Annotated in this window: 21 protein-coding genes; 5 read left to right on the forward strand and 16 right to left on the reverse strand. The window is 65.2% G+C overall.

All coding sequences use genetic code 11. The features are described from left to right. Position 1: 1 nt before the first annotated feature. The 14 genes from rlmB to DAAJ005_RS04215 form a co-directional block, all read right to left on the reverse strand. A complete protein-coding gene (rlmB, locus tag DAAJ005_RS04150; RefSeq protein ID WP_151846007.1) occupies positions 2 to 730 on the reverse strand; it encodes a 23S rRNA (guanosine(2251)-2'-O)-methyltransferase RlmB in 729 nt (242 codons plus the stop codon). 86 nt (positions 731 to 816) lie between these two features. Next, complete coding sequence (locus DAAJ005_RS04155) at positions 817 to 1,191, reverse strand: nuclear transport factor 2 family protein (protein ID WP_151846008.1); 375 nt, start codon at positions 1,189 to 1,191, stop codon at positions 817 to 819. A gap of 83 nt (positions 1,192 to 1,274) precedes the next feature. Beyond that, the gene (locus DAAJ005_RS04160) at positions 1,275 to 4,103 is read right to left on the reverse strand and encodes an EAL domain-containing protein (protein WP_226342564.1); all 2,829 of its coding nucleotides are present in this window, start codon (positions 4,101 to 4,103) and stop codon (positions 1,275 to 1,277) included. Positions 4,104 to 4,729: 626 nt separating this feature from the next. After that, positions 4,730 to 5,185 carry a DUF3197 domain-containing protein gene (locus DAAJ005_RS04165; RefSeq protein ID WP_151846010.1) on the reverse strand — a complete coding sequence of 152 codons (456 nt, stop codon included), beginning with the start codon at positions 5,183 to 5,185 and terminating at the stop codon, positions 4,730 to 4,732. A 58-nt stretch (positions 5,186 to 5,243) separates the two neighbouring features. Beyond that, entirely contained in the window at positions 5,244 to 5,723 is a 480-nt protein-coding gene (locus DAAJ005_RS04170; protein ID WP_192930861.1) for a DinB family protein, read from the reverse strand. Between the two features lie 142 nt (positions 5,724 to 5,865). Further along, positions 5,866 to 6,549: an SDR family oxidoreductase gene (locus DAAJ005_RS04175; RefSeq protein ID WP_151846012.1), complete on the reverse strand. Its 684-nt coding sequence runs from the start codon at positions 6,547 to 6,549 to the stop codon at positions 5,866 to 5,868. Positions 6,550 to 6,658: 109 nt separating this feature from the next. Beyond that, positions 6,659 to 7,888, reverse strand: coding sequence for a Xaa-Pro peptidase family protein (locus DAAJ005_RS04180; RefSeq protein ID WP_192930862.1), 1,230 nt, complete (start codon positions 7,886 to 7,888; stop codon positions 6,659 to 6,661). A 7-nt stretch (positions 7,889 to 7,895) separates the two neighbouring features. Continuing rightward, the gene (locus DAAJ005_RS04185; RefSeq protein ID WP_151846013.1) at positions 7,896 to 8,729 is read right to left on the reverse strand and encodes an ion transporter; all 834 of its coding nucleotides are present in this window, start codon (positions 8,727 to 8,729) and stop codon (positions 7,896 to 7,898) included. Positions 8,730 to 8,783: 54 nt separating this feature from the next. Beyond that, positions 8,784 to 9,419, reverse strand: a complete 636-nt coding sequence (locus tag DAAJ005_RS04190; protein ID WP_226342565.1) for a DUF2268 domain-containing putative Zn-dependent protease — start codon at positions 9,417 to 9,419, stop codon at positions 8,784 to 8,786. Between the two features lie 20 nt (positions 9,420 to 9,439). Further along, on the reverse strand, positions 9,440 to 11,029 hold the full coding sequence (locus DAAJ005_RS04195) for a DUF4153 domain-containing protein (protein ID WP_151846014.1): 1,590 nt from the start codon (positions 11,027 to 11,029) through the stop codon (positions 9,440 to 9,442). A gap of 70 nt (positions 11,030 to 11,099) precedes the next feature. Further along, positions 11,100 to 11,771 (reverse strand): amino acid ABC transporter permease, encoded by a 672-nt coding sequence (locus DAAJ005_RS04200; RefSeq protein WP_151846015.1) that lies wholly within the window; start codon positions 11,769 to 11,771, stop codon positions 11,100 to 11,102. Between the two features lie 173 nt (positions 11,772 to 11,944). Then, entirely contained in the window at positions 11,945 to 12,721 is a 777-nt protein-coding gene (locus DAAJ005_RS04205) for a transporter substrate-binding domain-containing protein (protein WP_151846016.1), read from the reverse strand. An 86-nt stretch (positions 12,722 to 12,807) separates the two neighbouring features. Further along, a complete protein-coding gene (gene solA, locus DAAJ005_RS04210) occupies positions 12,808 to 13,968 on the reverse strand; it encodes an N-methyl-L-tryptophan oxidase (RefSeq protein WP_151846017.1) in 1,161 nt (386 codons plus the stop codon). Positions 13,969 to 14,044: 76 nt separating this feature from the next. After that, on the reverse strand, positions 14,045 to 14,803 hold the full coding sequence (locus tag DAAJ005_RS04215) for a transporter substrate-binding domain-containing protein (protein ID WP_151846018.1): 759 nt from the start codon (positions 14,801 to 14,803) through the stop codon (positions 14,045 to 14,047). Between the two features lie 196 nt (positions 14,804 to 14,999). On the opposite strand from DAAJ005_RS04215, the gene DAAJ005_RS04220 reads away from it, so the two are divergent. Then, positions 15,000 to 16,841, forward strand: a complete 1,842-nt coding sequence (locus DAAJ005_RS04220) for a menaquinone biosynthesis decarboxylase (RefSeq protein ID WP_151846019.1) — start codon at positions 15,000 to 15,002, stop codon at positions 16,839 to 16,841. A gap of 215 nt (positions 16,842 to 17,056) precedes the next feature. Here DAAJ005_RS04220 and DAAJ005_RS04225 read toward each other — a convergent pair whose 3' ends face one another. Then, on the reverse strand, positions 17,057 to 18,934 hold the full coding sequence (locus tag DAAJ005_RS04225; protein ID WP_151846020.1) for a hypothetical protein: 1,878 nt from the start codon (positions 18,932 to 18,934) through the stop codon (positions 17,057 to 17,059). A 147-nt stretch (positions 18,935 to 19,081) separates the two neighbouring features. Beyond that, positions 19,082 to 19,966 (reverse strand): RIO1 family regulatory kinase/ATPase, encoded by an 885-nt coding sequence (locus DAAJ005_RS04230; protein ID WP_151846021.1) that lies wholly within the window; start codon positions 19,964 to 19,966, stop codon positions 19,082 to 19,084. A 591-nt stretch (positions 19,967 to 20,557) separates the two neighbouring features. Between DAAJ005_RS04230 and DAAJ005_RS04235 the strand changes: the two genes are divergently transcribed. The 4 genes from DAAJ005_RS04235 to DAAJ005_RS04250 all read left to right on the forward strand — a co-directional run bounded on the left by DAAJ005_RS04235 (position 20,558) and on the right by DAAJ005_RS04250 (position 24,088). After that, entirely contained in the window at positions 20,558 to 21,505 is a 948-nt protein-coding gene (locus tag DAAJ005_RS04235) for a GNAT family N-acetyltransferase (RefSeq protein ID WP_151846022.1), read from the forward strand. Positions 21,506 to 21,596: 91 nt separating this feature from the next. Further along, entirely contained in the window at positions 21,597 to 22,727 is a 1,131-nt protein-coding gene (locus DAAJ005_RS04240; protein ID WP_151846023.1) for a diguanylate cyclase, read from the forward strand. 178 nt (positions 22,728 to 22,905) lie between these two features. Beyond that, positions 22,906 to 23,418 carry a copper chaperone PCu(A)C gene (locus DAAJ005_RS04245; RefSeq protein ID WP_151846024.1) on the forward strand — a complete coding sequence of 171 codons (513 nt, stop codon included), beginning with the start codon at positions 22,906 to 22,908 and terminating at the stop codon, positions 23,416 to 23,418. A gap of 4 nt (positions 23,419 to 23,422) precedes the next feature. Continuing rightward, positions 23,423 to 24,088 carry an SCO family protein gene (locus DAAJ005_RS04250; RefSeq protein ID WP_151846025.1) on the forward strand — a complete coding sequence of 222 codons (666 nt, stop codon included), beginning with the start codon at positions 23,423 to 23,425 and terminating at the stop codon, positions 24,086 to 24,088. Positions 24,089 to 24,094 lie beyond the last annotated feature (6 nt).

Consider the following 24,094-nt stretch of genomic DNA (forward strand, 5'->3'; position numbering starts at 1 on the left):
GTCACGCCTTGCCACGCCCGCGCATCACCTCATGAATTAGGATGCCCGCTGCCACCGAGGCGTTCAGGCTGTCTACCTGCCCGCGCGTGGGGATGCTCACCAGCACGTCGCATTTCTCGCGCACCAGACGGCGCAGGCCCTCGCCCTCCGCGCCGATCACCAGCGCCACGCGCCCGCTGAAATCCGTTTTGGTCACGTCCTGTGCCGACTCGCCCGCTGCGCCGTAGACCCACACGCGGTCTTCCTTGAGGGCGTCGATCAGGCGGGGCAGGTTCTTGGTCTGCGCCACCGGCAGGAAACTGGTGGCCCCTGCCGCCGTCTTGGCCACCACGGGCGACAGCGGGGCGCTGCGGCGTTCCTCCACCACCACGCCGTGCGCGCCCAGCACCTCGGCGCTGCGGATGATGGCCCCGAAATTGCGCGGATCGGTGATGCCGTCCAGTAGCACGATCAGCAGCTCTTCACCCTTTGCCTCGGCGCGGTCCAGAATGTCGTCCACGCTGGCCCAGGCCAGATCCTCTACCTCGGCCATCACGCCTTGGTGGGCGGTGGTTCCGGCCAACTGGTCCAGTTCGATGCGCGCGGCAAACCGCAGGCGCACGCCGCTTTCCCCGACTCCGGCTTTCAGCTCGTTCACAAAGCTTTCCTCGACGCCGCGCGCCACCATGACCTCGCTCACCCGTCCGTCTTTCAGGGCTTCCAGCACCGGATTCCTTCCATACAGCAACATGCCGGGCAGTCTAGGGCAAGCCGGCGCTGCACTGGCAAAACAAGAAAAAGCCCTCACGAATGGAGGGCCTTGAGGATGGACGCAGGTTACTCTGCGACAGGCTTGACGAACGCCGCGCTGTCGTAGTAGGTGCGGAATGCGCTCACCTTGCCGCCTTCGATCTCGATGATGCTGACGCCCCGGTAATCGATGTCGTCCCCGTTCTTCAGTTTGCCCGTGGCGTTCCATTCCATCACGCCCTGGCCGCCACTCTCGTGGTGGTAGGTGAATTCACTGTGAATCGTCTCGAAGTCGCTCAGGTACGTTTCCCAGAACGCCTGTGCCCCGTCGGTGCCCTTCCAGGTCTTGCTGGTCAGGTTGCTGAGGGTCACGTCCCCGGCATGCAGCGCCACCAGCCCGGCGGGGTCCTTGCTGGATTCGGCGTGTTGCAGCGCGCTCATGAACTCTTCGGTGATGGTCATGCCTCACCAGACCACCCGGCCCACCCGTAGAGGGTATGTGGCCTTACCTTCAAAAAGTTTGGTGAAGCTGTGGGGATCTGCCTTCAGCGCTCCGCGAGCCAGGCCAGCAGCTCCGTCTCGGGCAGCGGCGGGCAAACCCCGTAGCCCTGTGCGGCGTCGCAGCCCAGTTCGCGCAGGATGTCCAGTTGCTCGCTTCTCTCCACGCCCACAGCCACCACCTTCAGCCCCAGGCGGTGCGCCAGATCGATGGTAGAGGCCACCAGCGTGACCACCCTGGGGTCGCCGGGCAGGCGGGCGGTCAGGGTGGGGTGCAGCTTGATGGCGTCCAGCGGAAAACGGGTCAGGGCGCTGAGGTTGCTGCCCGCGCCGTCGCCGAAGTCGTCCACGCTCAGGCGTGCGCCGTGGCTGCGGAGCTGCCCCAGCATGTCCAGCGTTTCCTCGCTGTGGTCCAGCAGGCTGCCCGCCGCGACCTCGATATCCGGCGCGCCCTGGGCGCTCAGCAGCGGCAGCAGACGGCTCAGGCCCTCGCTGCGGCGAAGTTCTTCCAGGCTCAGGTTCACCGAGACCTGCCATTCGGGGTGCGTCTCTCCGCACTCGGCGCGCACGCGGTCCCGGCTGGCCACGGCTTCCTCGACCACCCACTCACCGATATGAGTGATCAGTTCGCTGCGGCCCGCCACCTCCAGAAAGCTGTGGGGCAGCAGCAGGCCCAGTTCCGGGTGCTGCCAGCGCAGCAGCGATTCCGCGCCCAGCGGCTTGCCAGACTTCAGGCCCAGCACCGGCTGATACAGCAGCGTGAATTCACGGGCGGTCAGTGCGCCGCGCAGGTCTTCTTCCAGCGCGTAGGCGCTGCGGACCCCGGCGCGCAGGGCAGGGGTATAAAAGCCCAGGCCGCCCCGGCCCTGCTGCCGGGCGTGACGTACGGCGATCTCGGCGTTCGAGATGCTGTCTTCGGCTGTCCCGTCCAGTGCGGCCACCCCCAGCGCAAAGGTCAGGGGCGTCTCGCGTGGGCCGCAGCGCAGGGGAACGCTCAGCGAGCGCTGCACGGCTTCCAGCGCGTCGTGGATGTCCAGGCCCGGCAGCAGCACGGCGAAGGTGCCGCCTTCCAGCCGGGCTGCGCTGCCGCCCTTCCCACCGGCCACGTCGCTCAGGCGGGCGGCCAGACCGATCAGCAGGCGGTCACAGGCCACCCGGCCCAGCGCGGTGTTCAGCGCACTGAAACCGTCGATGTTCAGGCAGACCAACGCGCCCACTGGGTTTTCAGCCGCCTCCACTTCAGCCGTTTCCAACTCAGTCTTCTTCAGTGCGGCCAGATCCTCGCGCAGGCCCACACGGTTGTGCAGGCCGGTCAGGGCGTCGTGGCGGGCGTCGTGGTGCATCTTGGCCTCGGCGCGGCGCAGCACGGTCACGTCGCGCAGGGTCAGCAGCAGGCCGCCCGACTGCACGTTGCCCCGGTTGCCGGTTTCGCGGCGGCCCGCTTCCGGTCCTACCGGGGTCACGCGCAGTTCCATGTGGCGCAGCGAGTGGCCGGGCAGCGCCAGCAGCACCTCGCGGCACAGCGGTGACGGCAGGGTGCGCCAGTCGGGCAGCGCCAGCGGTTGCCCGTCCGGCGAAAAAACCTTGACCCCTAACTCGCCCAGCACCCGCGTCAGGCCCAGGCCCACCAGCCGGGAGGCTTCCACGCCCAGCAGCAATGCGGCGCGCTCATTGATCAGTTGCGCCCGGCCAGCGGCGTCCACCAGTACGGTGGCGTCCTCGGAAAGTGAGAGCATCTGCGTGATCAGGCCCAGCGGGGCCGCGCCGCCCACTGGCACGCCCACACTCTCGGCCACCAGCAGCCCGCTGGCCGCAGAGTGGCGCACACTCAGGGTCAGCGTCTCGCCCCCGGCCAGGATCAGGTCCGCCTGCGCCTCGCCCCCCGCTGCCGCCAGCCGCACCAGATCACGCGCCGCCGCCACAGACGCGCCGTCAAAGCCGGGCCAGTCCCACAGGGGCGCGCCGATCAGTGCCGGAACCGGCTGACCGGGCATCTGCGGGGCCAGTTCGCTCAGGCCAGGGCTGGCGTGCAGAACAGTTCCGTCCTCGGTCAGCAGCGCGGCGGGGGTGCGGGTGTCCAGCAGCGCCGAGACCCGCGCAGCCCGCTCGTATTCGCCGCTCACGTCCTGCAAGGTCACCATCACGCCCGCGCCCCAGCCGCCCAGGTAGGGTCGGGCCTCGCCGCGTACCCAGCGCGGGGCGGTGTCTGCTTCTTTGGCGGAAAGCAGCGCGTCGGGCAGGTGCACCGAACGGCCCGCCACTGCGCCCTGAAGTGCCCCCAGCAGCGCGGGATGGCCGGGCAGCACCTCGGCCACCGTATGGCCCAGCACCCCGGCGTCGCTGATGTCCAGCAGTTCCAGAAAGGGGCGGCTGACCCGCCGGAACACCAGTTCGGGGGTCAGCCACGCCGTCGCCACCGGAAGCTGCGTGACCAGCACCTCGGCCTCCCGCCCCGCCCCGTCCGGGCGAGAGGCCGCCAGCAGCATGGTCAGCACCTCGGTGGCCGTGGGCGACACGGGCCTCCCTTCCGGCCCACCGTCGCTCCACAGCAGCCCCAGCAGTTCGCCGTCGCGCGACAGCCAGGTCATCTCGCCGCTTTCCAGCCACGCCTCGGGCGGCTCCAGCTCCGGGCCGCACAGCTCCAGAATGTCGTTCTGAAGGTGCAGCACCGCGCCGCCCACCCGCGCCAGCAACGCCGCTTCCGGCGCGTGGACGCGCAGCAGATCGCGCAGGGCGGTATGCAGCGCTGAGCTGGAATGATCCGTGCTAGGCACATGGACCCGGGCGCTGATCTGAATGGGGGCCGGGTGGCTGGCGCGTTTCCCGGTCACGGGGTCCGGGGCCGCACGCTTGGATTTGGACAGGGAAGGAGTCACGCTGAAGTTACCTCGCGTCATCTAGACGCTTTTGAATGTTCGGTCCTGGTGGGAAAACGCAGCAGCGGGAAAAAGGACAGGAAGGAAGCGGTGAAAACGGGCCACGGCGGGCGACGGATAGGGGTTGAAAAAAACAGACCGGGACGAACACGGAAGTTCAGGAAGAACGCAGCTGCCTGGCAAGAAGGAGTGTGGGGAAAATGGAGCAGCGGCGAGGGAAGGAAGAGCCGGTGATGATCACCTGGGCATCATCCTGTCACCCGAACTCTTACCCCAATCATTCAAGAAAGTGCGTGAGATACGGTGAAAACTGACCTGTCAGTCATTCAGGCATCTGCCGCTGGCCTGGAAAAGCCTACCAACACGCTCTTTTCGGGGTTTTGAGGTAAAGCCGACTGGGATCACGGATGCCCCCATCCCCCCCCATTGCAGCCGTCCAGGCGCGGCTTCCTGGCTCCAGGACCACGACTACTGGTGGAAACACGGCGTCACAGCAGGCAGCAGCCCTCGCCCCGGCGCTGGCCGGTTACAGTCTGCGGAGGCGGCATGTGAAAGGGCAGAGCAGACACGCGCAGAAAGTAAAGGGGCCTCTGCGCGTGTCTGCTCTGAAGATCCGGCCTGAAAGATCAGTCCTGCCAGCGTTCCTCTTTCCAGGTGGCGGGCCAGACCAGATAGATGCCCGGATCGCTGGGGTTGCTGGCCGCCACCAGTTTTCTGATCTCGCCCGCGTCCGGTTCGTCAATGACCCGTGTGAAGTCCGAGCCGTTCAGCACGGTTTCGCGCACCAGCCACTCGTGGTCCTGCGCCCAGCGCACCAGTTGCTCCAGCGCCTGCATCCCTGGCTGCCCGTAACGCGGCCCGAACGCCTGGGCCGCCACCGTCACCACTGGCCCCGCGATGAGGACCACCGCGTAGCCCGCACGGTCCCGGTCTCCCTGCCGGTCCGTGACCAGAATGAGCTGGCCCACCGCGCCCCCGGAATGAAACTGTTCCAGGTGCGCCATCATGGCGGTCAGCGTTTCCTGCGGCGCTCCGGGAACGCCCAGCGGGTCGGCAATTTGCAGGGGCGCGGTAGTGGTCATGGCCGCAGTGTACCCAAGCGGGACGCAAGGTGGCGTGTGGAGAGAGCACACCCCATTCTCAGGCCCCTATCAGCTGGCGGATCAGCGCAATCTGCCCAAAATGGTAAGCGTTGTGTTTGGCGACGCTGGCCGCGAGTTTGTAGCCTACGGTCCAGCCCGGCTCATCGGCAGTGGCCGGGTAAAGGGTGCGCGCAAGCTCCTGTGCATCTTGCCCCACCTGTCCCAGCCGTGCCAGATCGGCTAGAAATGCCTGAGCCAGATGCGGCCATTCTTCTGCGGAAACGGAGGGCCAGGGGTTTTCTGGTGGTTGGAACGAGAGAGGGTCTGCGCTCCCAATCAGCCCCAGATTGAAGGCGACGTTGGCGTGCATGTGTGCCAGGATGGCCGCGATGGAGTGCGACAGCCCTGGCGGCACGGTAACAGCCTGCTGGGGTGTTAATCCACTTAAAAGGCGTTCGGCGCAGGGAAAATCGTGTTCGGCAGGATCATCCAGCAGCAGTTGCAGCGTGGCTGGCGGCGGACCGAACAGTGTGTCCATGCACAACGCTATCTCTGGAATTGGAGACTGGCTGTAAACCAACGTCGCCGCGCTCATGAACATGGTGGTAGCGCGCCTTGGTGATCTTGCCTGTAGAGCTGTCTGGGTGGGTCAAAGCCGCGTCAGAGCTTTTCCTGCCGTCCTACTCTTCCTCGTCCGGGTAGACCTTGATGTCCGTGATGTGCGCGCGGTCCGGGCGGGTCAGGATGTGGGCCACACTCTTGGCGAGGCCACGCGGGTCAATCATCGTTTCCCATTTCATCCCTGCGTCGCGGTTGGCGGGGGTATCTATCGCGCCCATCGGATACAGCACGCACCCGCGCACCCCTTTGGACTTCAACTCGTCGTTCAGGCTGTTCAGGTACGCCCCCAGCGCCGCTTTGCTGGCGGTGTACAGCGCCGCACCGGGGCCTGTGTTGCGGGCGGCCTGCGCCGCGCTGACGCCCAGGATGATGCCGTCCTTGTTCTTGATCATGTTGGGCAACACGCCCTGAACCGCGTGAAACAGCGTCAGGAAATTGGCGTCCAGCATGGCCCGCAGATCGTCGGTGGTGGCCTTCTGCACGGGCTGCATGCTGTACGCGCCCGCTGTATGCACCAGGATGTCCACCTTGACCTTTTTCAATTGCGCCACGCACGCCGGGTCAGACAGATCGACGTCAATCACTTCGGTGGCGGGAATGCGGTCTGCGGCGCGGGCCAGGGCCTCGCCTCGCCCCACCAGTACCATCTGCGCGCCTGCGTCGTCGAGTTCCTGGGCTATCGCGGTGGCCAGCGCGCCGCCCGCCCCGGTGAGCATCACTGTCGAGGAGCTGAGGTTAGCCATGCCTCCCAGCCTAGCGGGTTGAGGGCCGTGGGGTGTGGGATATGCAGAAAAGATTCAGCAATGTCAGCAAGGGGGGGCCTGAAGAACAGATTTATTTCCCGTATCCTGCTTATTCCCCGTACCCTGCTGCCCGCACCGCCGCCCACTCGCCCTCGCCCAGCACGAACGGCTGGCGCTGAAGGTCCGTGGTCACCTCCGGGCCGTCCGGCGACAGGTGAATGTCCACCTCGGTGCGGATGCCGAAGCCCTTGGCTGCCGGGTAAGTGCCAGGTTCCACGGTCACGGCCAGCCCCGGCGTCAGCGTGCGGGTGTCGTGCGTTTCATAGTCGTCCAGATTTGCGCCCGAGCCGTGAATCTGCACGCCCAGATCATGCCCGGTGCGGTGGAAGAAATACGGTGCCCAGTCGGGTCCCATCGCGTCCCGCGCGGCGCGGTCCAGTTCCCAGCCCTGGAGGTTGCCCCAGCCCTCGGCCTTAAAGTGGGTCTTCAGGAGGTCCAGCGCTGTGTCCCGCGCGCTGCGTACGGCTTCCCACGCGTCCAGATATTCGGCGCTGGGTTCTCCCGCGTGTCCCACCCAGGTCACGTCGGCAAAGGGGCGGCCCGGTTCCTGCGCCCACAGGTCGATCAGCACGCATTGGCCCGCTTGCAGCACGGCATTCTTGTCCCCGCCCGGCTCGTAGTGCGAGTCCGCCGCGTTCACGCCGAAACTGACATTGACCGGATGGCCTGCGCCCATGCCCGCACCTGCGATGGCGTCCATGATCAGCGCCTGCACTTCCAGTTCGGTGATCTGTTGGCCCGCCTTCAGGCGTTCGTGGATCAGCCAGTACGCGTTGTCCTTGGCGCGCATCAGCAGGGCGGCGGCGCGCTTGTGGGCGGCCAGATCTTCCTCAGACCATGCCAGGAAGGATTGCAGCAGGTCGGCGCTGCTCACGATCTCCACCGCTCCCGCTGCCCGCACACGCTCAATCGTCCCGGCGTCCACCCGGCTCACGTAGGGCACGGCCCCATTCGGGCTGTACTCCATCGCAATCCGCTGCCCGGAGACGACTTCTTTCAACGCTGCATCTAACTCATCATGAGAGCCGAAGGCGCGGCGCTCGATGTCCCAGTCACGCGTGATCTCGCCCCAGGTGCCGCCCTCGATGTGGTTGTGGAGCAGCACCGCCTGACCCTCGCGCGGCACGTACACGAAAAACCGGCGGGTCAGAAACGCGCCTCCTGGCATGTCCAGCACTTTCCGGGCGTGCGGGTTGAGGTTCTGGAAGTCGTAGATCAGCCAGCCGTCCAGGTCCGTGGGTTGCAGGGCGGCGCGCATCCGGTCAACGGGAGAGGTCATGCCCTGATTATGGAGTGCGCGGCTCTGGTGTGGAACGCAATTCCCCCCGCAACCCCGCGATCTCGCCGCGCAACTCGCGCAATTCCTGGCGCAGGACCTCGTTGTTCACCTCGTCGTCATCGGCGTCGGGCGGCCAGTCCTGATCCGCGCCCACGAACAGGCTCGCCAGCGCCGCCGTGATGTAGCCGAAGACTGCGAAGCCGTACAGCGCCAGCAGAAAGGTCAGGGCGCGGCCCTCGGCAGTCAGGGGCCAGTATTCGGACCCCAGGCTGGTCAGCAGCATGCCCACCCAGTACAGCCACTGGCCAAAACCCTGCGGCGCACTCGTCTGGCCTGCCTCAAAGGACGCCATGCCCGCTGCCCCGGCCAGGGCCACCAGCGCGGTTGCCCCTACCACGAAGCCCAGGCCCCGGCGGCGTAGAGTACGCTCAAGGGTCCGCAGTCCCCGATTCAGGCTGGTCAGAATCCGCAGCAGGTTGGTGCCGCGCGTCAGGCGCAACACGCGTAGCGCCCGCAGTCCCCGGAACACCCGCAGAATCCGCAGTGCGGGCAGCATCAGGCTCAGGGCGGTCAGCCAGTTTTTCTTCAGGTACTCGGACTTGTCGGGCGCAAGCACAATCGCCAGTGCGAAGTCCAGCACGAACAGTCCCCAGATCACGTTGCTGACGATTTGTAGCAATGGCGGCAGCCCCTGCACCAGATCCAGCACCAGCAGTCCCAGCCACGCGAAACTGAGGACGATCATGGGCCGTTCCAGCAGCGCGTCCAGATGCGCCAGCGTGGTCAGGCGGGCGGACTTGAGTTCTTCTGGAGGGGGCGGGGTCAGGGCGGCGTCGGGCATGGGCTTCAGGGTAAGGCGGCTGGTGGGCAGGGAAATGGGCGGAGTCTTGGCTGTTTACCACGCTCCCCGGAACGCTCCGGCAGCCGTGTGGACATGCCCCGCCGCGTCCCCGCCCACCCTCACCAGATGGCGGCGCACCAGCTCATAGCCCAGGCTGTAGCCGCTCCAGCGTGGCAGACCCTCGGCCTCCGAGCCGTAAAACCAAGCCTCAAAGCTGTGATCGCTGCGGTTCAGCAGCGGCAGGGTACGCACCCACAAGCTGTCCAGATCGACCTGTGCCCGTGCGTAAGGCGGCGGCTGTCCACCCCGCTCGTCCAACTCGTTTGCCTGGGCCAGCCCCTCGCTGACCAGCACTTCCAGCAGTGTCTGGCCGTATCCTGGTCCCTGCCAGCGCCGCGCGTGGTGGAGTTCGTGGGCCGCCGTGGCAGGCAGTTCGGTGCGCCAACTGGCGGCAAAGTTGGGATTGTACGGGTCAAGGGTGATCTGCACCAGATGGTCCAGCGGCGCGTAACCGAAGATTCCGGTTTCGGGCAGCCCCCAGGGCGAGACCGACACAGCCACGTCCACGCCGTCCAGCTTCAGCCGCGTGGCCTGCCGGGTCAGGGCAGCCAGCGCCACCTCTCGCACTTCGTTTTCCAGGGTAGGGGAGAGGTGACCGCCAGCGTTCATGACGTGCAGGGCGTTGGACATGAACCGATTCTGACGGGTTTCTAGCGCCCCGGTTCTGGCGTCGGTGGGGGCAGTTTCAGAACCAGTTGGCGGGCGCGGTCGTAACCCGCGTTCCAGCCCCGCCAGTCACGCGGCGCGTCGTACTGATCGTGCAGGCGGTTGATCACGTACTGGCGCGAGTCCAGGCAACCCTTGCCCCATTTACACTCGCGGGTCAGGGCCTCCAAGTGGGTCACGATGGTGGGGACGGCGTTGGCCCCCAGCCCCAGCAGGGTCAGCACGCTCACGTCCTGCGGGGTGCTGCGGAGTTCGTTGGTCACGCCGGTGACGGCACGCTCCACATTCACGCGGGCGATCAGCGCGCCTGGGTTCAGGGCGGTGGTGGTCAGCAGCACCGCCAAACCCATCAGCAGGGCCGGGTACGTGAAGCGCTGCGGGCGTGACTGCCACAGCAGATACGCCAGCCACACCAGGCACAGCGCCATCCAGACGAGAAAGGCCGCGCCCATCAGTCGGGTCTCGCTCAGGCCGTAGGCGAGGGTATACAGCCGCCAGCGGTTGGCCGCGCTCAGCAGCACCAGCGCCAGCGGGACGAGAACGGCCAGATTCAGCAGGCGGTACGACAGGCGGGTGCGGACCTCCTGGCGTGTCAGGGCGTGTGCGCCCAGTAGCAGGGTCAGGCTCAGGAAGGCCACCGCCATCAGTTGACCGAAGCCCTCGCGGATGTAGCCCGCGAAGGTCACGCCGTCCGGCAGACCCGTGCCGCTCAGGTAGTACGGCAGTTGCGCCAGCAAAAAGACCACGAACAGCGCCGCCAGAGAGGCCAGCGGCAGCCCGATTTCGATCAGTCCCAGCCGCGCCACGTCCGGTCCGGTGCGCGGAAAGAGGCTGGGCCGCAACGCCATGACCGCCGGGTAGACCAGCCCGCCCGTGAAGGCGCACCACAGGGCCAGTCGAACACCGTCGCTCCACAACCGGTCCAGCCGCCAGTCCAGCACGCTGCCCAGCAGTCCGGCAAAGCCTGCGTCCGCGCCCGCCAGCAACCCGCCGAACACAACCAGCACCGGCAGGGTCAGCAGCAGGCCCACGCCCCAGCGCCCCAGTCCGCTGCCCTGCGCGGGCCGCAGCCGTGCCCAGGGTAGGCGCTCAAGGAGTGCCAGGGGGCCGTAAATAAAGCGCAGGCCGCCCGTGACGCCCGCGCCCACGGTGGCCCAAAGGCTCCAGCCGCCCAGGCCGGGAAAGCGCAGAAATGCCGCGCCCAGCAGCAGCGAGAGCCACAGTGCAAAAGCGTTCAGCGCCCCCAGGTCTCCCGGCACGTCCCAGACCGCGCAGGTGGTGACGGCCAGTAAAAAGGCCGTGCCCAGCAGGGTCAGCCCCGCCGCCGTGGGTCGTTCGCCGCGCCGCCGCAGCGCCCACAGGCAGGCGGCCACGAACAGGGCCACCCAGATGGGAACATTCACACCGAACCCGCCCCCCTGTGCGCCTGTCAGAATCTGCGCCGCCACGCCCAGTCCCAGTGCGATCAGGAAGGGCGTTGCGGCTCGTGCAGGACGGGGAACTGAAGGGGCGGGCGTGGAATGCCCGGAAATGGTGGGCGGCGCAGCGGGTCCAGCCATCGGGGTTCCGGTCATGCCCGTACCGTAGCGGCGGGACAATGGTGATGTCGTCCGCCTTTGGGGGGATGGAAGAGGTTTCGCGGCCCTAGCCTCCCCGCGCGAACCGCTGTTCCAGTCGGCGCTGCACCACTTCCAGTGCGCTGGACAAGGCCCAGTAGATCATCGCGGCGGCCAGATACGGCCCGAACGGCTCGAAGGTGCGGGCGATGACCAGTTGGGCGCTTCGCAGCAGTTCCACCACCGTGATCACCGACACCAGCGAGGTGTCCTTGACCAGCCCGATCAGGCTGTTGCCCAGGCTGGGCAGCGCCACCCTCGCGGCCTGCGGCAGGATGATCAGCCGCATGGTTTCCGCCTTGCTCAGGCCCACGCTGTAGGCCGCCTCGTGCTGCCCTCTGGGAATACTCAGAATCGCGGCGCGAATGGTCTCGGACAGGTAGGCGGCGGCGTTCAGGGTCAGGGCCAGCACGCCGCCCACCACCGGATCAAGGATGATGCCGAAACTGGGCAGGCCGTAATAGATCACGAAGATCTGCACCAGCAGCGGCGTGCCCCGGATAAACGACACGTACAGCCCGGCCAGCCAGCGCACCGGCCCCGGCGCGTACAGCCGCAGCAGCGTAACCGCCAGCCCCAGCGGCAATCCCAGCACCATCGCCGCCAGCGCAAAGCCGATGGTCAGCCGCGCCCCCACCAGCAGCGCGGGAACGGATGCCCAGGCACTCTGCAAGATCAGTTGAAGTTGTTGGGTGTCCATGCGGGGCGCTCCTTCGAAGGCGGTTTAAGGGTCAAACCATCCAACAGTCTAACGGCCAGAAGAATAAGTCACTTTTGCGGTTAGACGACTAGATCTGTCAACGGTTTGACCCGCCCCTCAACGCAAACCCCTCCCCACTGAACTGGGAGGGGTCCACGTGCACAGGCGGGTGCTCAGGGCTTGCTGACGTCCTGACCGAACCACTGCTGGCCGATTTTTGCCATCGTGCCGTCGGCCTTCATGTCTTTCAGGGCGGCGTCAATTGCGGTTTTCAGTCCTGTATTGGTTTTCTTGATGGCTATGCCCATGCTGTCCACCGAACCGGCGTTGCCCACGCCCTTGATCGGTAGGCCCTGCGATTTGGCGAGGTAGCCGATCAGCAGGCGGTCATTGTAGATGGCGTCCAGGCGGCCACTGGACAGGTCCGCCAGATACTCCGGGGTGCCGGGATAGGTGACCACCGTGATGCCGCCCGCGTCGCGCAAATCCTTCTCGAACACGGTGCCCAGCCCCACCCCCACGCGCTTGCCTTTCAGGTCTGCCAGCGTGTTGTAGTTCTGCCCCTTGGTGCTGCTGACGGCAATTTGTGGGCGGCTGAAGACGTAGGGATCGCTGAAGCCGATGCTCTTCTGGCGCTCGGCAGTGATGCCCACCTGGTTGATAATCACGTCGTATTTGTTTGCCTGCAACCCCGCCAGAATGCCGCTCCACTCGGTCAGCACGAACTCGGGCTTCAGGCCCAGCTTGGCGGCCAGTGCCCGCGCCACGTCCACGTCAAAGCCAGTTAGCACACCCTTGTCGTCTTTGAAGGTGAAGGGGGCGTAGGTGCCTTCCACAGCGATCTTCAGCACGCCTTTGCTCAGGGTGGGCGCGGTCTGGGCCAATGAGGACGTGGCGGCGGCGAGGATCAGTGCGGTGCCTGAAAGCAGAGCAGAACGGAATGCGCGCATGGCTTCTCCTTGAACACGGCCCATTGGAAGCGCCGTCAAGAGGGTGGGGGAATTGCACTGGCCCGATACAGGAGGAATGAAGCCGACTATAAGCCTCCTGGGAGGGACTGCTGTTCCGCTGTCTGGCGCACGGCCTGGGGCGGCAGCGCGAAACGGGGCAGGTGCCAGGGATGCCTTTCCCCCAGCGCGTGCGCCGCCAGCAATTCTCCAAGCAGCGGCGTGAACTTGAACCCGTGCCCCGAACAGGGAGAGGCCAACGTAATCTGCGGGCAGTCCGGGTGCGGCGCGAGGATGAAATCGCCGCCCGGCGCGCGGGTGATCAGGCAGGTCTGCCGTTCCATGACGGCGCTGGCCCCCGGCAGATAGCGCCGCATGAACGTGTCGGACGCCTTGCTGACCTGCGGCGGAACCTCAAATGTGCGGGTGTCGCCGCTGGTGACAGGACGCACCACATCCACACCAATTTTTACGCCAGGGACGCCGAAAGCTGGAAAGCCGTACGCCTGAAATTCATCATCGTGCGTGATGAACACCGGGAAGCGTTCCGGCTGGAAGGCGGCCAGATCATCCGGGCGGTAAAAGCTGGAGGCCGCCAGCGTCACGCTCAGCGAGGGTTGCAACCCCGGAACCAGACGCGGCAGCCACGCGCCCGCCGCCACGATCAGGTGGTCACAGGTGATGACGCCCATGCTGGTCCGAACGGCGGGTTGCTGTCCTGCCTGAATCTCCAGCGCCGCCACACCTTCCAGCACACGCGCCCCGTACTGGCGGGCGCGATCGGTCAGGACCCTCAGCGTGAGCTGCGGGCTGACAATTCCCGCTTCGGGTGAATACACGGCTTCCCAGTCGGGCGGCACCTGCCACTGCGGGTAGCGCCGGGCCAGTTCACGGCGGCTCAATCGCTCGGGGGCTGCGTCTAGCGCACTCAGCGAAGCGTGAACCCCTTCCAGACTGGGCGTTCCGGCGGGGCCGAGGTCCAGGCCCCTGGTGCGCCAGTACAACTGCTGTCCAGCCTCACGTTCTAGTGTCCGCCATGATTCCAGCGCCGCCAGTGCCAGTCCCGCGTACTCCGGTTCCTCGTAGGCAAGCCGGAAAATCCGCGACGGCCCGAAGCTGGAGCCGCGCCCGTGGCCAATCTGGAACTGCTCTAGCAGCAGCACATTCTGTCCGTGCCGGGCCAGCGCATACGCCGCCGCGCTGCCCGCTGCCCCCGCCCCGATGACCAGATGCTGGACGTGCTGCTTCATGGTCTGATTTTAAGGGCTTCCAGCAAAAACCCCTCCCATTACAGCGAGGAGGGGCGAGGTTCTACCGAGTAAAGGTTCAGGGCTTGCTGACGTCCTGCCCAAACCACTGGCTGCTGATCTTGGCATACGTGCCGTCGGCCTTGATCTGCAAGAGTGCTTTGTCAATCGCCGTTTTCAGGCCCGTGTTGCTCTTTTTCAGGGCAATGCCCATGGCGTCGGCGCTGCCTGTACCTGCGCCGCGAATGGGCAGGTTTTGCGACTTGATCAGGTAGCTCACCAGCAGGCGGTCGTTGTAGCCTGCGTCAATCCGGCCCGTTGTCAGATCGGCCAGCACTTCGGCGGCACCGGGGTAGGTCAGGATGTTGATGCCGCCCGTTGCCTTGAGCTGCGCTTCGTAGTTGCTGCCCAGGCTGCTGCCCACGCGCTTACCTTTCAGGTCGGCCAGGGTTTTGGGCGCAAAGTTGCCGTTTTTCTTCACGATGATCTGGGGCGTGCTGTAAACATACGGCGTGCTAAAGGCAATGCTTTTCTGGCGCTCGGGCGTAATAGCCACCTGGTTCACGATCACGTCGTACTTGTTGGCCTGGAGTCCGGCGATAATGCCGCTCCACTCGGTCAGCACAAATTCGGGCTTGAGGTTAAGCTTGGCGGCAACAGCCCTGGCAATATCCACGTCAAAGCCAGTGAGGTTGCCCTTTTCGTCTTTGTATGTAAACGGGGGGTAGGTGCCTTCCATCCCAATTTTCAGCGTTCCCTTCGTGATGGTGCTGGGCGCGGTGGCGGCGAGGCTGCTGGAGGCGAGAACGAGGGCGGACATTAACAACAGGTATTTCATGGGACTCCTTGAGGGGTTAAGGCTGAAGATCAGATCAGACAGCTCAGATCTCTGATCGTTAAACCAGTTTATAAAACAGAGCGGAACCAATTGTGAACCGAGTGCTGTATGGGCTTGAGCGAACCGTCATGTTCGCCTCGCCGCATCTCGCCTTCCGGTACGGTTGCCCCGCCCCCGCCGCCCTATCCTGCCAGGCATGGCCTTTCCCGACATTCAGAGCTTCATGCGCCTGCTGGAAGAACGCGGCGAACTGCTGCGCGTCTCCGCGCCCGTCAGTCATGACCTTGAAATCACCGAGATCGCGGACCGACTGGTCAAATCCGGCGGCCCGGCGGTGCTGTTTGAAAACGTGCGCGGCAGCGAGTTTCCTGTGGTCATCGGCCTGATGGGAACCCGTGAGCGCACCGCTCTGGCGCTGGGCGTGGGTGACCTGGATGATCTGGCGAAGAAGGTTCGCGCCCTGATTGACCTCAAGGGCAGCGGCGGCAAGCTGGGGATGCTGGGCAACGTTACCAAGCTCAAGGACGCCATGAACCTCCCGCCCAGGCGCGTCAAGACTGGTCCAGTACAGGAAATCGTCTGGCGCGGCGACGAGGTGGACCTGTCGCGCATCCCGGTCCTGAAATGCTGGCCGCTGGACGGCGGACCGTTCGTGACCCTGCCCCTCGTCATCAGCAATGACCCCGAAACGGGCGAGCGCAACATGGGCATGTACCGCATGCAGGTTATGAGTAAAAACACGACTGGGATGCACTGGCAGCGCCATAAAACAGGGACCAAGCATCTGGAGAAGGCCAAGCGGCTGGGGCAGAAGCTGGAGGTGGCGGTTGCCATCGGCGGCGATCCGGCATTGATCTACGCGGCCACCGCCCCCTTGCCGCCCATTCCCGGTCTGGACGAGTTCGCGCTGGCGGGCTATCTGCGCGGGCAGCGTTATCCGGTTACGAAGGGCATCACGGTCGATCTGGACGTGCCGGCCAACGCCGAATTCATTCTGGAGGGCTACGTGGACCCCGCTGAGGACTGGATCATGGAAGGGCCGTTCGGGGACCATACCGGCTTTTACACGCTGCCGGACCTGTACCCGCTGTTCCACGTCACCGCCGTGACCATGCGCCGCCAGCCCGTGTACCCTGCCACCATCGTGGGCCGCCCGCCGATGGAAGACGCCTACCTGATTGAAGCCTCCGAGCGGCTGTTCCTGCCAGCCGCGCAACTGATCATTCCCGAGATCACCGATTACCACATGCCCCCGGCTGGCGTGGCGCACAACCTCGTGTTCGTGGCCATCAACAAAACCTATCCGGGGCAGGCGTACAAGGTGGCGAATGGGATGTTCGGCCTGGGCCAGATGATGTTTGCCAAGGTGATCGTCGTGCTGGACGATGATGTGAAGGTCAATGACTTTGAAGCCGTGTGGCGTGCGGTGGCCGAACGCGCCGTGCCGGGCCGCGACACCCTGACCACACGCGGCCCGGTTGACGTGCTGGACCACAGTAGCCGGGGCTGGGGCTACGGCAGCAAGCTGATTATTGACGCCACCACCAAGCGCCCCGAGGAAATTGGCGGGGCCGAATCCAGCCGTGACCTTCAGGCGGGCGATCTGGCGCATGAGACGGTCTTCAGGCCGCACGCCGCCGCCGAGTTGCCGGACTTTGAAGGCGTGGTGGCCCAGCGGCAGAACGGGGACGGCTACTGGCTGGTGGCCCTGAACAAGACCCGCCCCGGTCAGGCGCGGGAGCTGGCGCAGGCGTTTGCCGCCCATCCCGCCGCCGCCGGAGTCCGTCACCTGCTGATCTGCGACGAATTCACCGACGTGAACAACATTCAGGACGTGTGGTGGACCATCCTCAACAACATCGACCCGGAGCGGGACGTGGTGCAGCACGGCGAAATCTTGACCTGGGACGGCGCACGCAAGCTGCCTGAAGAAGGCTTTGTGCGCCCCTGGCCCCCCAAAATTAGTATGGACCCGGCGGTGGTGGAGCGGGTCGAGGCGATGTGGCATGTGTACGGGTTGCCGGAGCAGTGGCGTTAGGCCGTCATCTGATACGGACTCCGATTGAATCGTTCGCAAAAATGATGAAGTCCGAGCGGATGTGAGAAAGAGAAGGACGGTTTCCGGGCGTGGAGTGAACAAACCAGAGCTTTCCCAGTTTGTTAACGAAACAGACGGAATTTGTATGAATCAAGGAAAGGCAGGGCGGAACGGTTGCAAGACCATCCCGCTCTGCCCTTTCTTAAGAACCTGCCTTACCAGCGGTACAGCACGCTGGACTTGCTGGTGATCACGTTGCCCTGCACGGCGCTCTGCACGGTCTGACCGTCGTAGCGGTTGATCAGGTCCGCCATCAGATCGCTGACGGTGCCGATGACGCCCGACATCATCTCGCCGTCACCGAAGGCGCTGTCGTCGAAGGTCATGTCCATGTCGTCGCCCATGTCGGTCATGTCCTCCATCCCCCCGGTCTGAGGCGTCGTCGCGCGGCCCTTGCCCGACTTGCCGGGGGTGGCCGGAACGGCGGCGACAGCGGCAGCATCCGTTATCTCCGCTGTGTCCACATCAGAAGTGTCCATATCGTCTATCTGGCCGTCCATCATTGCGCCGTTCGCACCCATGCCGCTTAGGATGGCCGCCGAGAGTTCCTCGCCGCTGATGTCGGCGGGATTGGGGGCATAGGTCCACCCGGCAGAAAAGAGGGGGTTGATCCCGGCGGCCATGAAGCCCGCATCCTGTGCGAGTGGCGCGGCACTTTCGTCCAGCGCCGTGTCCAACGCCGCCCTGCTGAAGGCCGTGATCAGGTAGTCACCCCGGAAGGCATAGACCATCTTGAGGTTGCCCAGCATGTCGTCCACCATTTTCAGGCTGCTGCTGGCTGCCGCGCCCCCGGCCACCGCCGCCGCGCCCATCTCGCCGGGCAGCTTCTGGCCCATGCCGCCGAATAGATCGTCCTTGAGCAGTGCTTTCAGGCTGCCTGATGCCCCTGCGATGGCCGCGTTCACGCTATCGGCGTATTCGGGCATCTGTGCCTGGGCCGCCGTCATGTCCGCGACGCGCTGGTAAGTCACGGTGTAATCCAGGCTGGACAGCGGGTTGCTGGCGTCCAGGCCCGACTTCATGCCCCCGGCCAGCGTGACCTGCGCGCATTCGTGGCCCAGCCACGCACCCGAACGTTCCAGGTGGCTGGCGAGCTGGCTATCGGACAGGAAGCCCAGTGGATCGAACAGGTCCAGGCGGGTCAGCCAGCGGCCCAGGTACGCGCCGGATTCGGGCGCGCAGGCCGAGGCCACCACGCTCTCTGCGTCGGCAGGGATAATGTCCTGCACGGTAAAATCGGTGCTGTCGGTCAGGATGCGGTACAGCGGTTTGTCCTTGCCCTGCGCGTTGGCGGCGTGGGCGGAGGCGGCGGTCAGGCCCGCAGCGGTGGTGGTAAAGCCCGCCGCGTACTGTCCCAGTGTGTCCAGCGCGTCCACGATGGGCGACAGCAGGCGCGGCAGCATGATGGCCTTGCCCAGCGCGCCGCGAATGACCTTGGCGGTGGCCGAGAAGTTTAGGAACAGCGACAGTTCCTGCGGCCCCGTTGCCCGTCTGGGCACCGTGTAGGCCGACGAATTCATCAGTTGCGGGGCTGCCTTACCACTTAGGCGGCCCAGGTAACCCATCAGCAGGTCCTTGTTGGTGGAGACGTAGACCAGCCCGTTCGCCATACCCGCGAAGGTGTCGCCCTGCCGTGAGAAGGTGTAATTGCCCACCCGCGCGCCCTTTCTGGAGTCCATCAGACTGGTGAAGAACTCGCCAGAAAGTTTGTCCACCTTTGAAACTGCCAGCAGTTCCGGCGAGAAGGTGCCGCCCGCATTGCCCACCGAAAAGACGCCTGCCACCGCTTCCTGGCCCAGCGAACCCTTGAGAATCTGCTGAAAGCCGCCGATCATCTGGCCGCCCTCGTCTCCACCAACAAAGCCGTTAACTGCTGAGGCCAGCAGGCCAGAGAAGCGGTCAATCGCCCCACCCGCGTTCTTCGTTTCCAGCGTCAGCAGTGCCCCGGCGGGCAACCCCTCGGCCAGGGAGGCGGCGCGTGCAGTGGAGGCCGTACCCAGCAGAAGGGCCGTCAGGAGCAGAGCGTTTTTCATTCTTACATCATAAGGAAACTGACGGGAGAATAAGTCGGACATTAGATGTATGCGTCCCTCACCCCCCAGCAGATGAACGCAGAATGGGCAGACGATTCTGGCCCGCATTTCGCTGGCGTGTGGTCTGGAGGCAATGCTGGACGCCGCTCAAGGCAGCACGATCCTGGGTTCCGGCCCCTTACCGCGTGCCAGCCGCTGAACCTCGCGCAGAGTGGCGTCGCCGTCCGTCTGGACGCCGTGCTTGCGAAAGCTGGTGGCCAGACTCTGGGCGTCTCGGCGCAGCAACTCGGAGAAGTTGGGGTTCTGGCGGGTGGTCAGTTGTGGAAAGTCGATGATGATCACGGTGTTCTCCCACCACAGCAGGTTGTAGGTGCTGTAGTCGCCGTGCGCGTAGCCCAGCCGCAGCATGTCGGCCAGCCCTTGCACGGATTGTTTCCAGGCGCTGTTCGCCTCGGCGGGGGTCAGGTGGGCCTCGCTTAGCCGGGGGGCCACCTCGTCCTCGGTGCCGATCAGGCGCATCAGCACGGCGGGAACGGTTTCGGCGCAGACCTTGACGTTCGGCCCAACCAGGGGTTCGGGAACATTCAGCCCCGCTTGCCACAGCGTCCACAGGTGCGCGTACTCGGCGCAGACCCAGTCGGCTTGCAGCATCTCCAGTCCCTTTCTGGTGCGGCCCTGCATCGCCCGCGCGGCGCGTTCGTCCAGCACCACCTGACCCTCGCGGTACACGGCGTCGTTCTTGAAACTGCGGGCTTCTATCTCGCGGTACAGCTTGACCAGCACGCTTCCGCGCGGGCCGCGGGCCACATACGCGGTGGCCTCCTTGCCGCTCTTGAGTTCGGCCACGATCTCGGTGATGTGTCCGGTGTCGATCAGGCGGCGAATGGTGTCGTCGGCGATTCTCTCCGGGTCTTCGGCAGTCAGGTCATCCAGTCTGCGGCGGCCCAGCAGTTTCTTTTGCCTGAACTTGCTGCGGCGCTCGGGCGTGATATCTGCGCCCTCCAGCTCTGCATCAAGCCAGCGGGCGTTCATGGATGCCTCTGGGGTCTAGACCAGTCTGGGTCCGAAAGTAGAGGCGGCACTCTGATGTGGATCAGCAAAATTACTCCGTGTTGCGGGGGCGGGGATGGCTATTCCTGGGGCCTTCGGAAGATCAATGATGTTGATTTCGGTCATATGCAGCACCTCCTTTTCGGTGATGGGTAAAGCGTAGCAGGCAAAAGACGGGACTAGGCCATCATGCCTAATGCGGTGGACATTACTTTCCCACTCGTTATTCCTGACATGACGAAGCCGCGCCTCCACAGTTGTTGTGAGGGCGCGGCCTGTTCTGACCTTGTTCCGGTTCTGTTGGTTCTGGGCTGGGGAAGGCGGGGCTTCCTCCGGGCTGGCCTGCGAACACACTGTTGGCGTTCCCGTTCCGGTGCCGACATAATACGCCGCAAGCATAATCATGTCAAGTCTATCTGTGTATGAAGCCTGAGTATGAAGTGGCCTGGATATTCGGCCCCGGCGTTGGACAGGGAGGAACATCTGTATTCACCCGGCGCATATGCAGGAAGTGCGCCATTTGGCTTAGGGTGGAAATTCGTTCCCTGCCTGCCTGTCGGCGAGGATATCGCTATGAACGATCCACATGAACACCTACCTGGAGGCGATTTCACGCTACGTCCCTTCCAGAACGCCGATGCCGCCGCTGTTGCCCGCCTCGTCACAGACGGCGTTCGCGGCCACTGGACCTATCCGCCGGAGCGCTTCCGCGCAAGTGCCGATCCGTTGCGTCGTCGCCTTGTCGCATCGAGTGGAACGGAGATTGTCGCCACCGCTAACCTGTCGCCTTTCGGGGATGCCACCCCCGACGCCCTGCGCCTTGATCTGGCTGGAGACGGGGCCGCCTTTACGCCGCTGTATCTGGCGCTGCTCGCCGATCTGCCCCACGGTTTTTCACGGCTGCTGGGTGTGACCCGCGAGGATTTTGGTGAGCAGATGGGCTTTTTTGGTGCTGCAGGCTTCCGCAACGCCTGGCAGTCCTGGGGCGCACACCTGGACCTGAGCGGCTTCGATTTCGCCGCCTTTCAACCTCTGGAAGAACGCCTCTTTTTGAAGGCCTATGAAGTCGAGCGGCTTTTCAACGATGCGCCGGAAGCTGACTGGGCCGCTTTATACGCTTTGCATCAGCGCGGGCTGGCCGACGCGCCGCGCAATCCCACCACCACGCCCGAGCCTCTGACGCAGGCAGGGCTGCGCGAGACCATTGTGCGCGAGGAAACGGTGTTCGTGGTCCGCTGGCGCGGCGAGATCGTGGCCCTGACCCGCCTGACTCCGCAGGGGCCTGAAGTGGAGAGTGAGAATACCGTGACCCACCCGGACCACCGCTCACGCGGGCTGGCGACGCTGGTCAAGGCCCGCGCACTGGCCTGGGCCGTGGGCGAGGGCTTTCTGAAGGCGGGCACGGGCGGCACGGTCCTGAACCTGCCGATGCTGCGCGTGAATACCCGGCTGGGCTACCGCGTGGAGCGCATGTGGGTGACCTGGGAGCGTGAGCTGGTCCCGCGCTTCACCCCGGAATGACCCGGCTGGATGAGCGTTGGCCCAAGGCTGAGCCAGTAGATGTGCTAAATGTAGCAGCGGTCACCAAGACTGGTCTTCTAGAATGGCCTGGATGCCGGAGAACGCCCTGCGCGAACGGATGCTGGAAGCCACCCGTCGCCGGGGCTATCTGGTGCTGTGCGCGTGTTCGGTGGCGGTCCACTCGGCCATCGCCACGCGGGAATTGCCGCATGGCAACTGGCGGGCCGCGATGTTGGCCCTGCTGAGTGCTGCGCTGCTGCCCGCCATCCTGAGTCGCCGGGTCTCGGCGCAGCGGCTGGATACGCTGGTGGTGTGGTGCGCGAACATCGGGGCCAGCTATTTCCTGTGGGACTTCTCCAGCCGTGGCCTGGGCCTGGGCGCGCGGGAGTCGCTGACAGTCCCCCTCTTTTTCGCGGTGTGGTTCGGGCTGCTGCCGCTGAAACAGGCCGCCCTGCGCGGCGGGGTGATGTACCTGGTGCTGGCCGCACTGGTGCTGCGCCACTGGCCCACCGATCCGGTGCCGCTGCTGTATATCGGCTTTCTGCTGTTCCTGATCGGGCAGATGACCGTGGCCGGGCGGCAGATTCAGCAGGAACTGTCGCGCACCGCCCGTTACGCGGATCTGGCCCTGACCGATCCGCTGACCGGGCTGTTCAATCGCCGCTCGATGGAACGGCGGCTGGAGGACCACTACAGTCCGCAGGCCATTGCGTCTCAGCCCGTTGCCGTCACCCCGCCTGCCGCCGTGGAGGGGCCTGCGCCCATCGGAATCCTGCTGATCGACGTTGATCTGTTCAAGGCGGTCAACGACACCCACGGCCACGTGACCGGGGACCGGGTGCTGGTGGCCGTGGGACAGACGCTGCGGTCCTGCGCCCGGTCCGGCGATCTGGCGTTCCGCTGGGGCGGCGAGGAATTCGTGCTGCTGGTGGCTGCGGGTGAGCGGGCCGCGCTGGAGCAGATCTGCGGGCGCATTCACCGCGCGCTGGCCGAGCAGGACTGGCCGCAGGCCCTGCCCCGTGTCACGGTCAGCATCGGTGCGGCGCTGTCGGGCGAGGCGCAGGACGCGGCGGAACTACTGAAGCTGGTGGACCGCCGCCTGTACCGTGCCAAGGATGCGGGCCGCGCCCGGATGGTCATGGATGAAGCGCAGGCCACCGATCTGTCTGATGAGAGCCGGGCCTTCAGCGCCGCGCCGCCAGAACTGGCTTCTTCCGGATAGCGGGGCTATTGAATGGCTGCAACGCTATGGCTGCGGGGACGCCTCTGTGTGGAGACAGTGGGGACAATTGAGCCTGTCGGCGTGGCCTAGACTACGCCTGTCTCTGGCAGACGGCTCCCCTCTCCGCGCTGGTTTTCCGCTGGCCGCTGCCGCCACACCTTCACCAAGGAGTTGTCCCATGTCCCTCCCCACCTCCCGCCGGATGTTGCTCGGCGCTGTCCTGATGACGGTCCTTGGGTTGCCTGCGCTGGCCCAGCACACGGACCACGCCATGCCCATGCCTGCCGCCACAGCCCAGAAGACGGCCCAGAAGTCCACTGGCACGCTGCCCATCAAGTCCATGAACGCCACCGTGGTGGCCGTGCCGCCGATCATCACGGAAACCAGCGTCTTCGGCACGCTGATGAACACGGGCAAGACGCCGATCGTCATCAGCGGCGTGAGTTCCACCGTCGCCGGTCACGGCATGTTGATGGTCACCAGGAAATCTGTGGGCGGAATGCAGGGCATGAGCATGACCAAGACCCTGACCATTCCCGCCGGGGGAAAGCTGGTTCTGAGCGACACGGGCGATCACCTGATGCTGATGAAGCTCAAGCGCCCGCTGAAGGTTGGCGAAACGCTGACCCTGACTCTGAGTGCCACCGATGGACGGACCTTCGCCCTCAAGGCCACCGTCAGGAAGCCCTGAGCGTATGACCGAATTGCCTGTAACCTCCGAGATTCAGACGGGTCCGGTGCGCCGTCCGTGGTACGTGTCGGCGCTGCTGGCGCTGGCCGCCGTGGCATTGCTGCTGGGTGCGGCCTGGGGCTTCGCACGCCTCAAGAGTCCTTACCCCTTTTATGGCACCGCCTACAACGGCAACACGGCGGCAGCAGGCTTCAAGGGCACCGATCAGGACGGCAAGCCCTATGCCTTCGTGCCGGGGCAGGACAACAAGGTCACGGCGCTGTTCTTCGGTTTCACCCACTGCCCCAACATCTGCCCGCTGACCCTGGCGTATCTGGACAAGGTCAAGGCGGCGCTGCCCGAGGGTGAACGTGACCGCTTTCAGACCGTGCTGGTCAGCGTGGACCCGGCCCGCGATACCCCTGAGCGCCTCAAGGCCTACGTGGAGTATTTCGGCAAGGCTGAAGGAATTCAGGTTCCCGAACCCGCTCTGAGCGAGGTGGCCCGCGATTACGGCGTCGGCTATCAGCGCGTGGAAGTGAAGGGCGCGGATTACCAGATGAACCACACCACCGCCACCTACCTGATCGACGGCGCGGGCAGGTTGCGTCTGCTGTGGGACTACACCCAGTTGCCGCAGGTGGACCGCGTGGTGGCCGACGTGCAGCAGGTGCTGGAGACTTCCCCATGAGGACTA

This window comes from Deinococcus sp. AJ005 (assembly GCF_009017495.1).
Lineage (GTDB): Bacteria > Deinococcota > Deinococci > Deinococcales > Deinococcaceae > Deinococcus.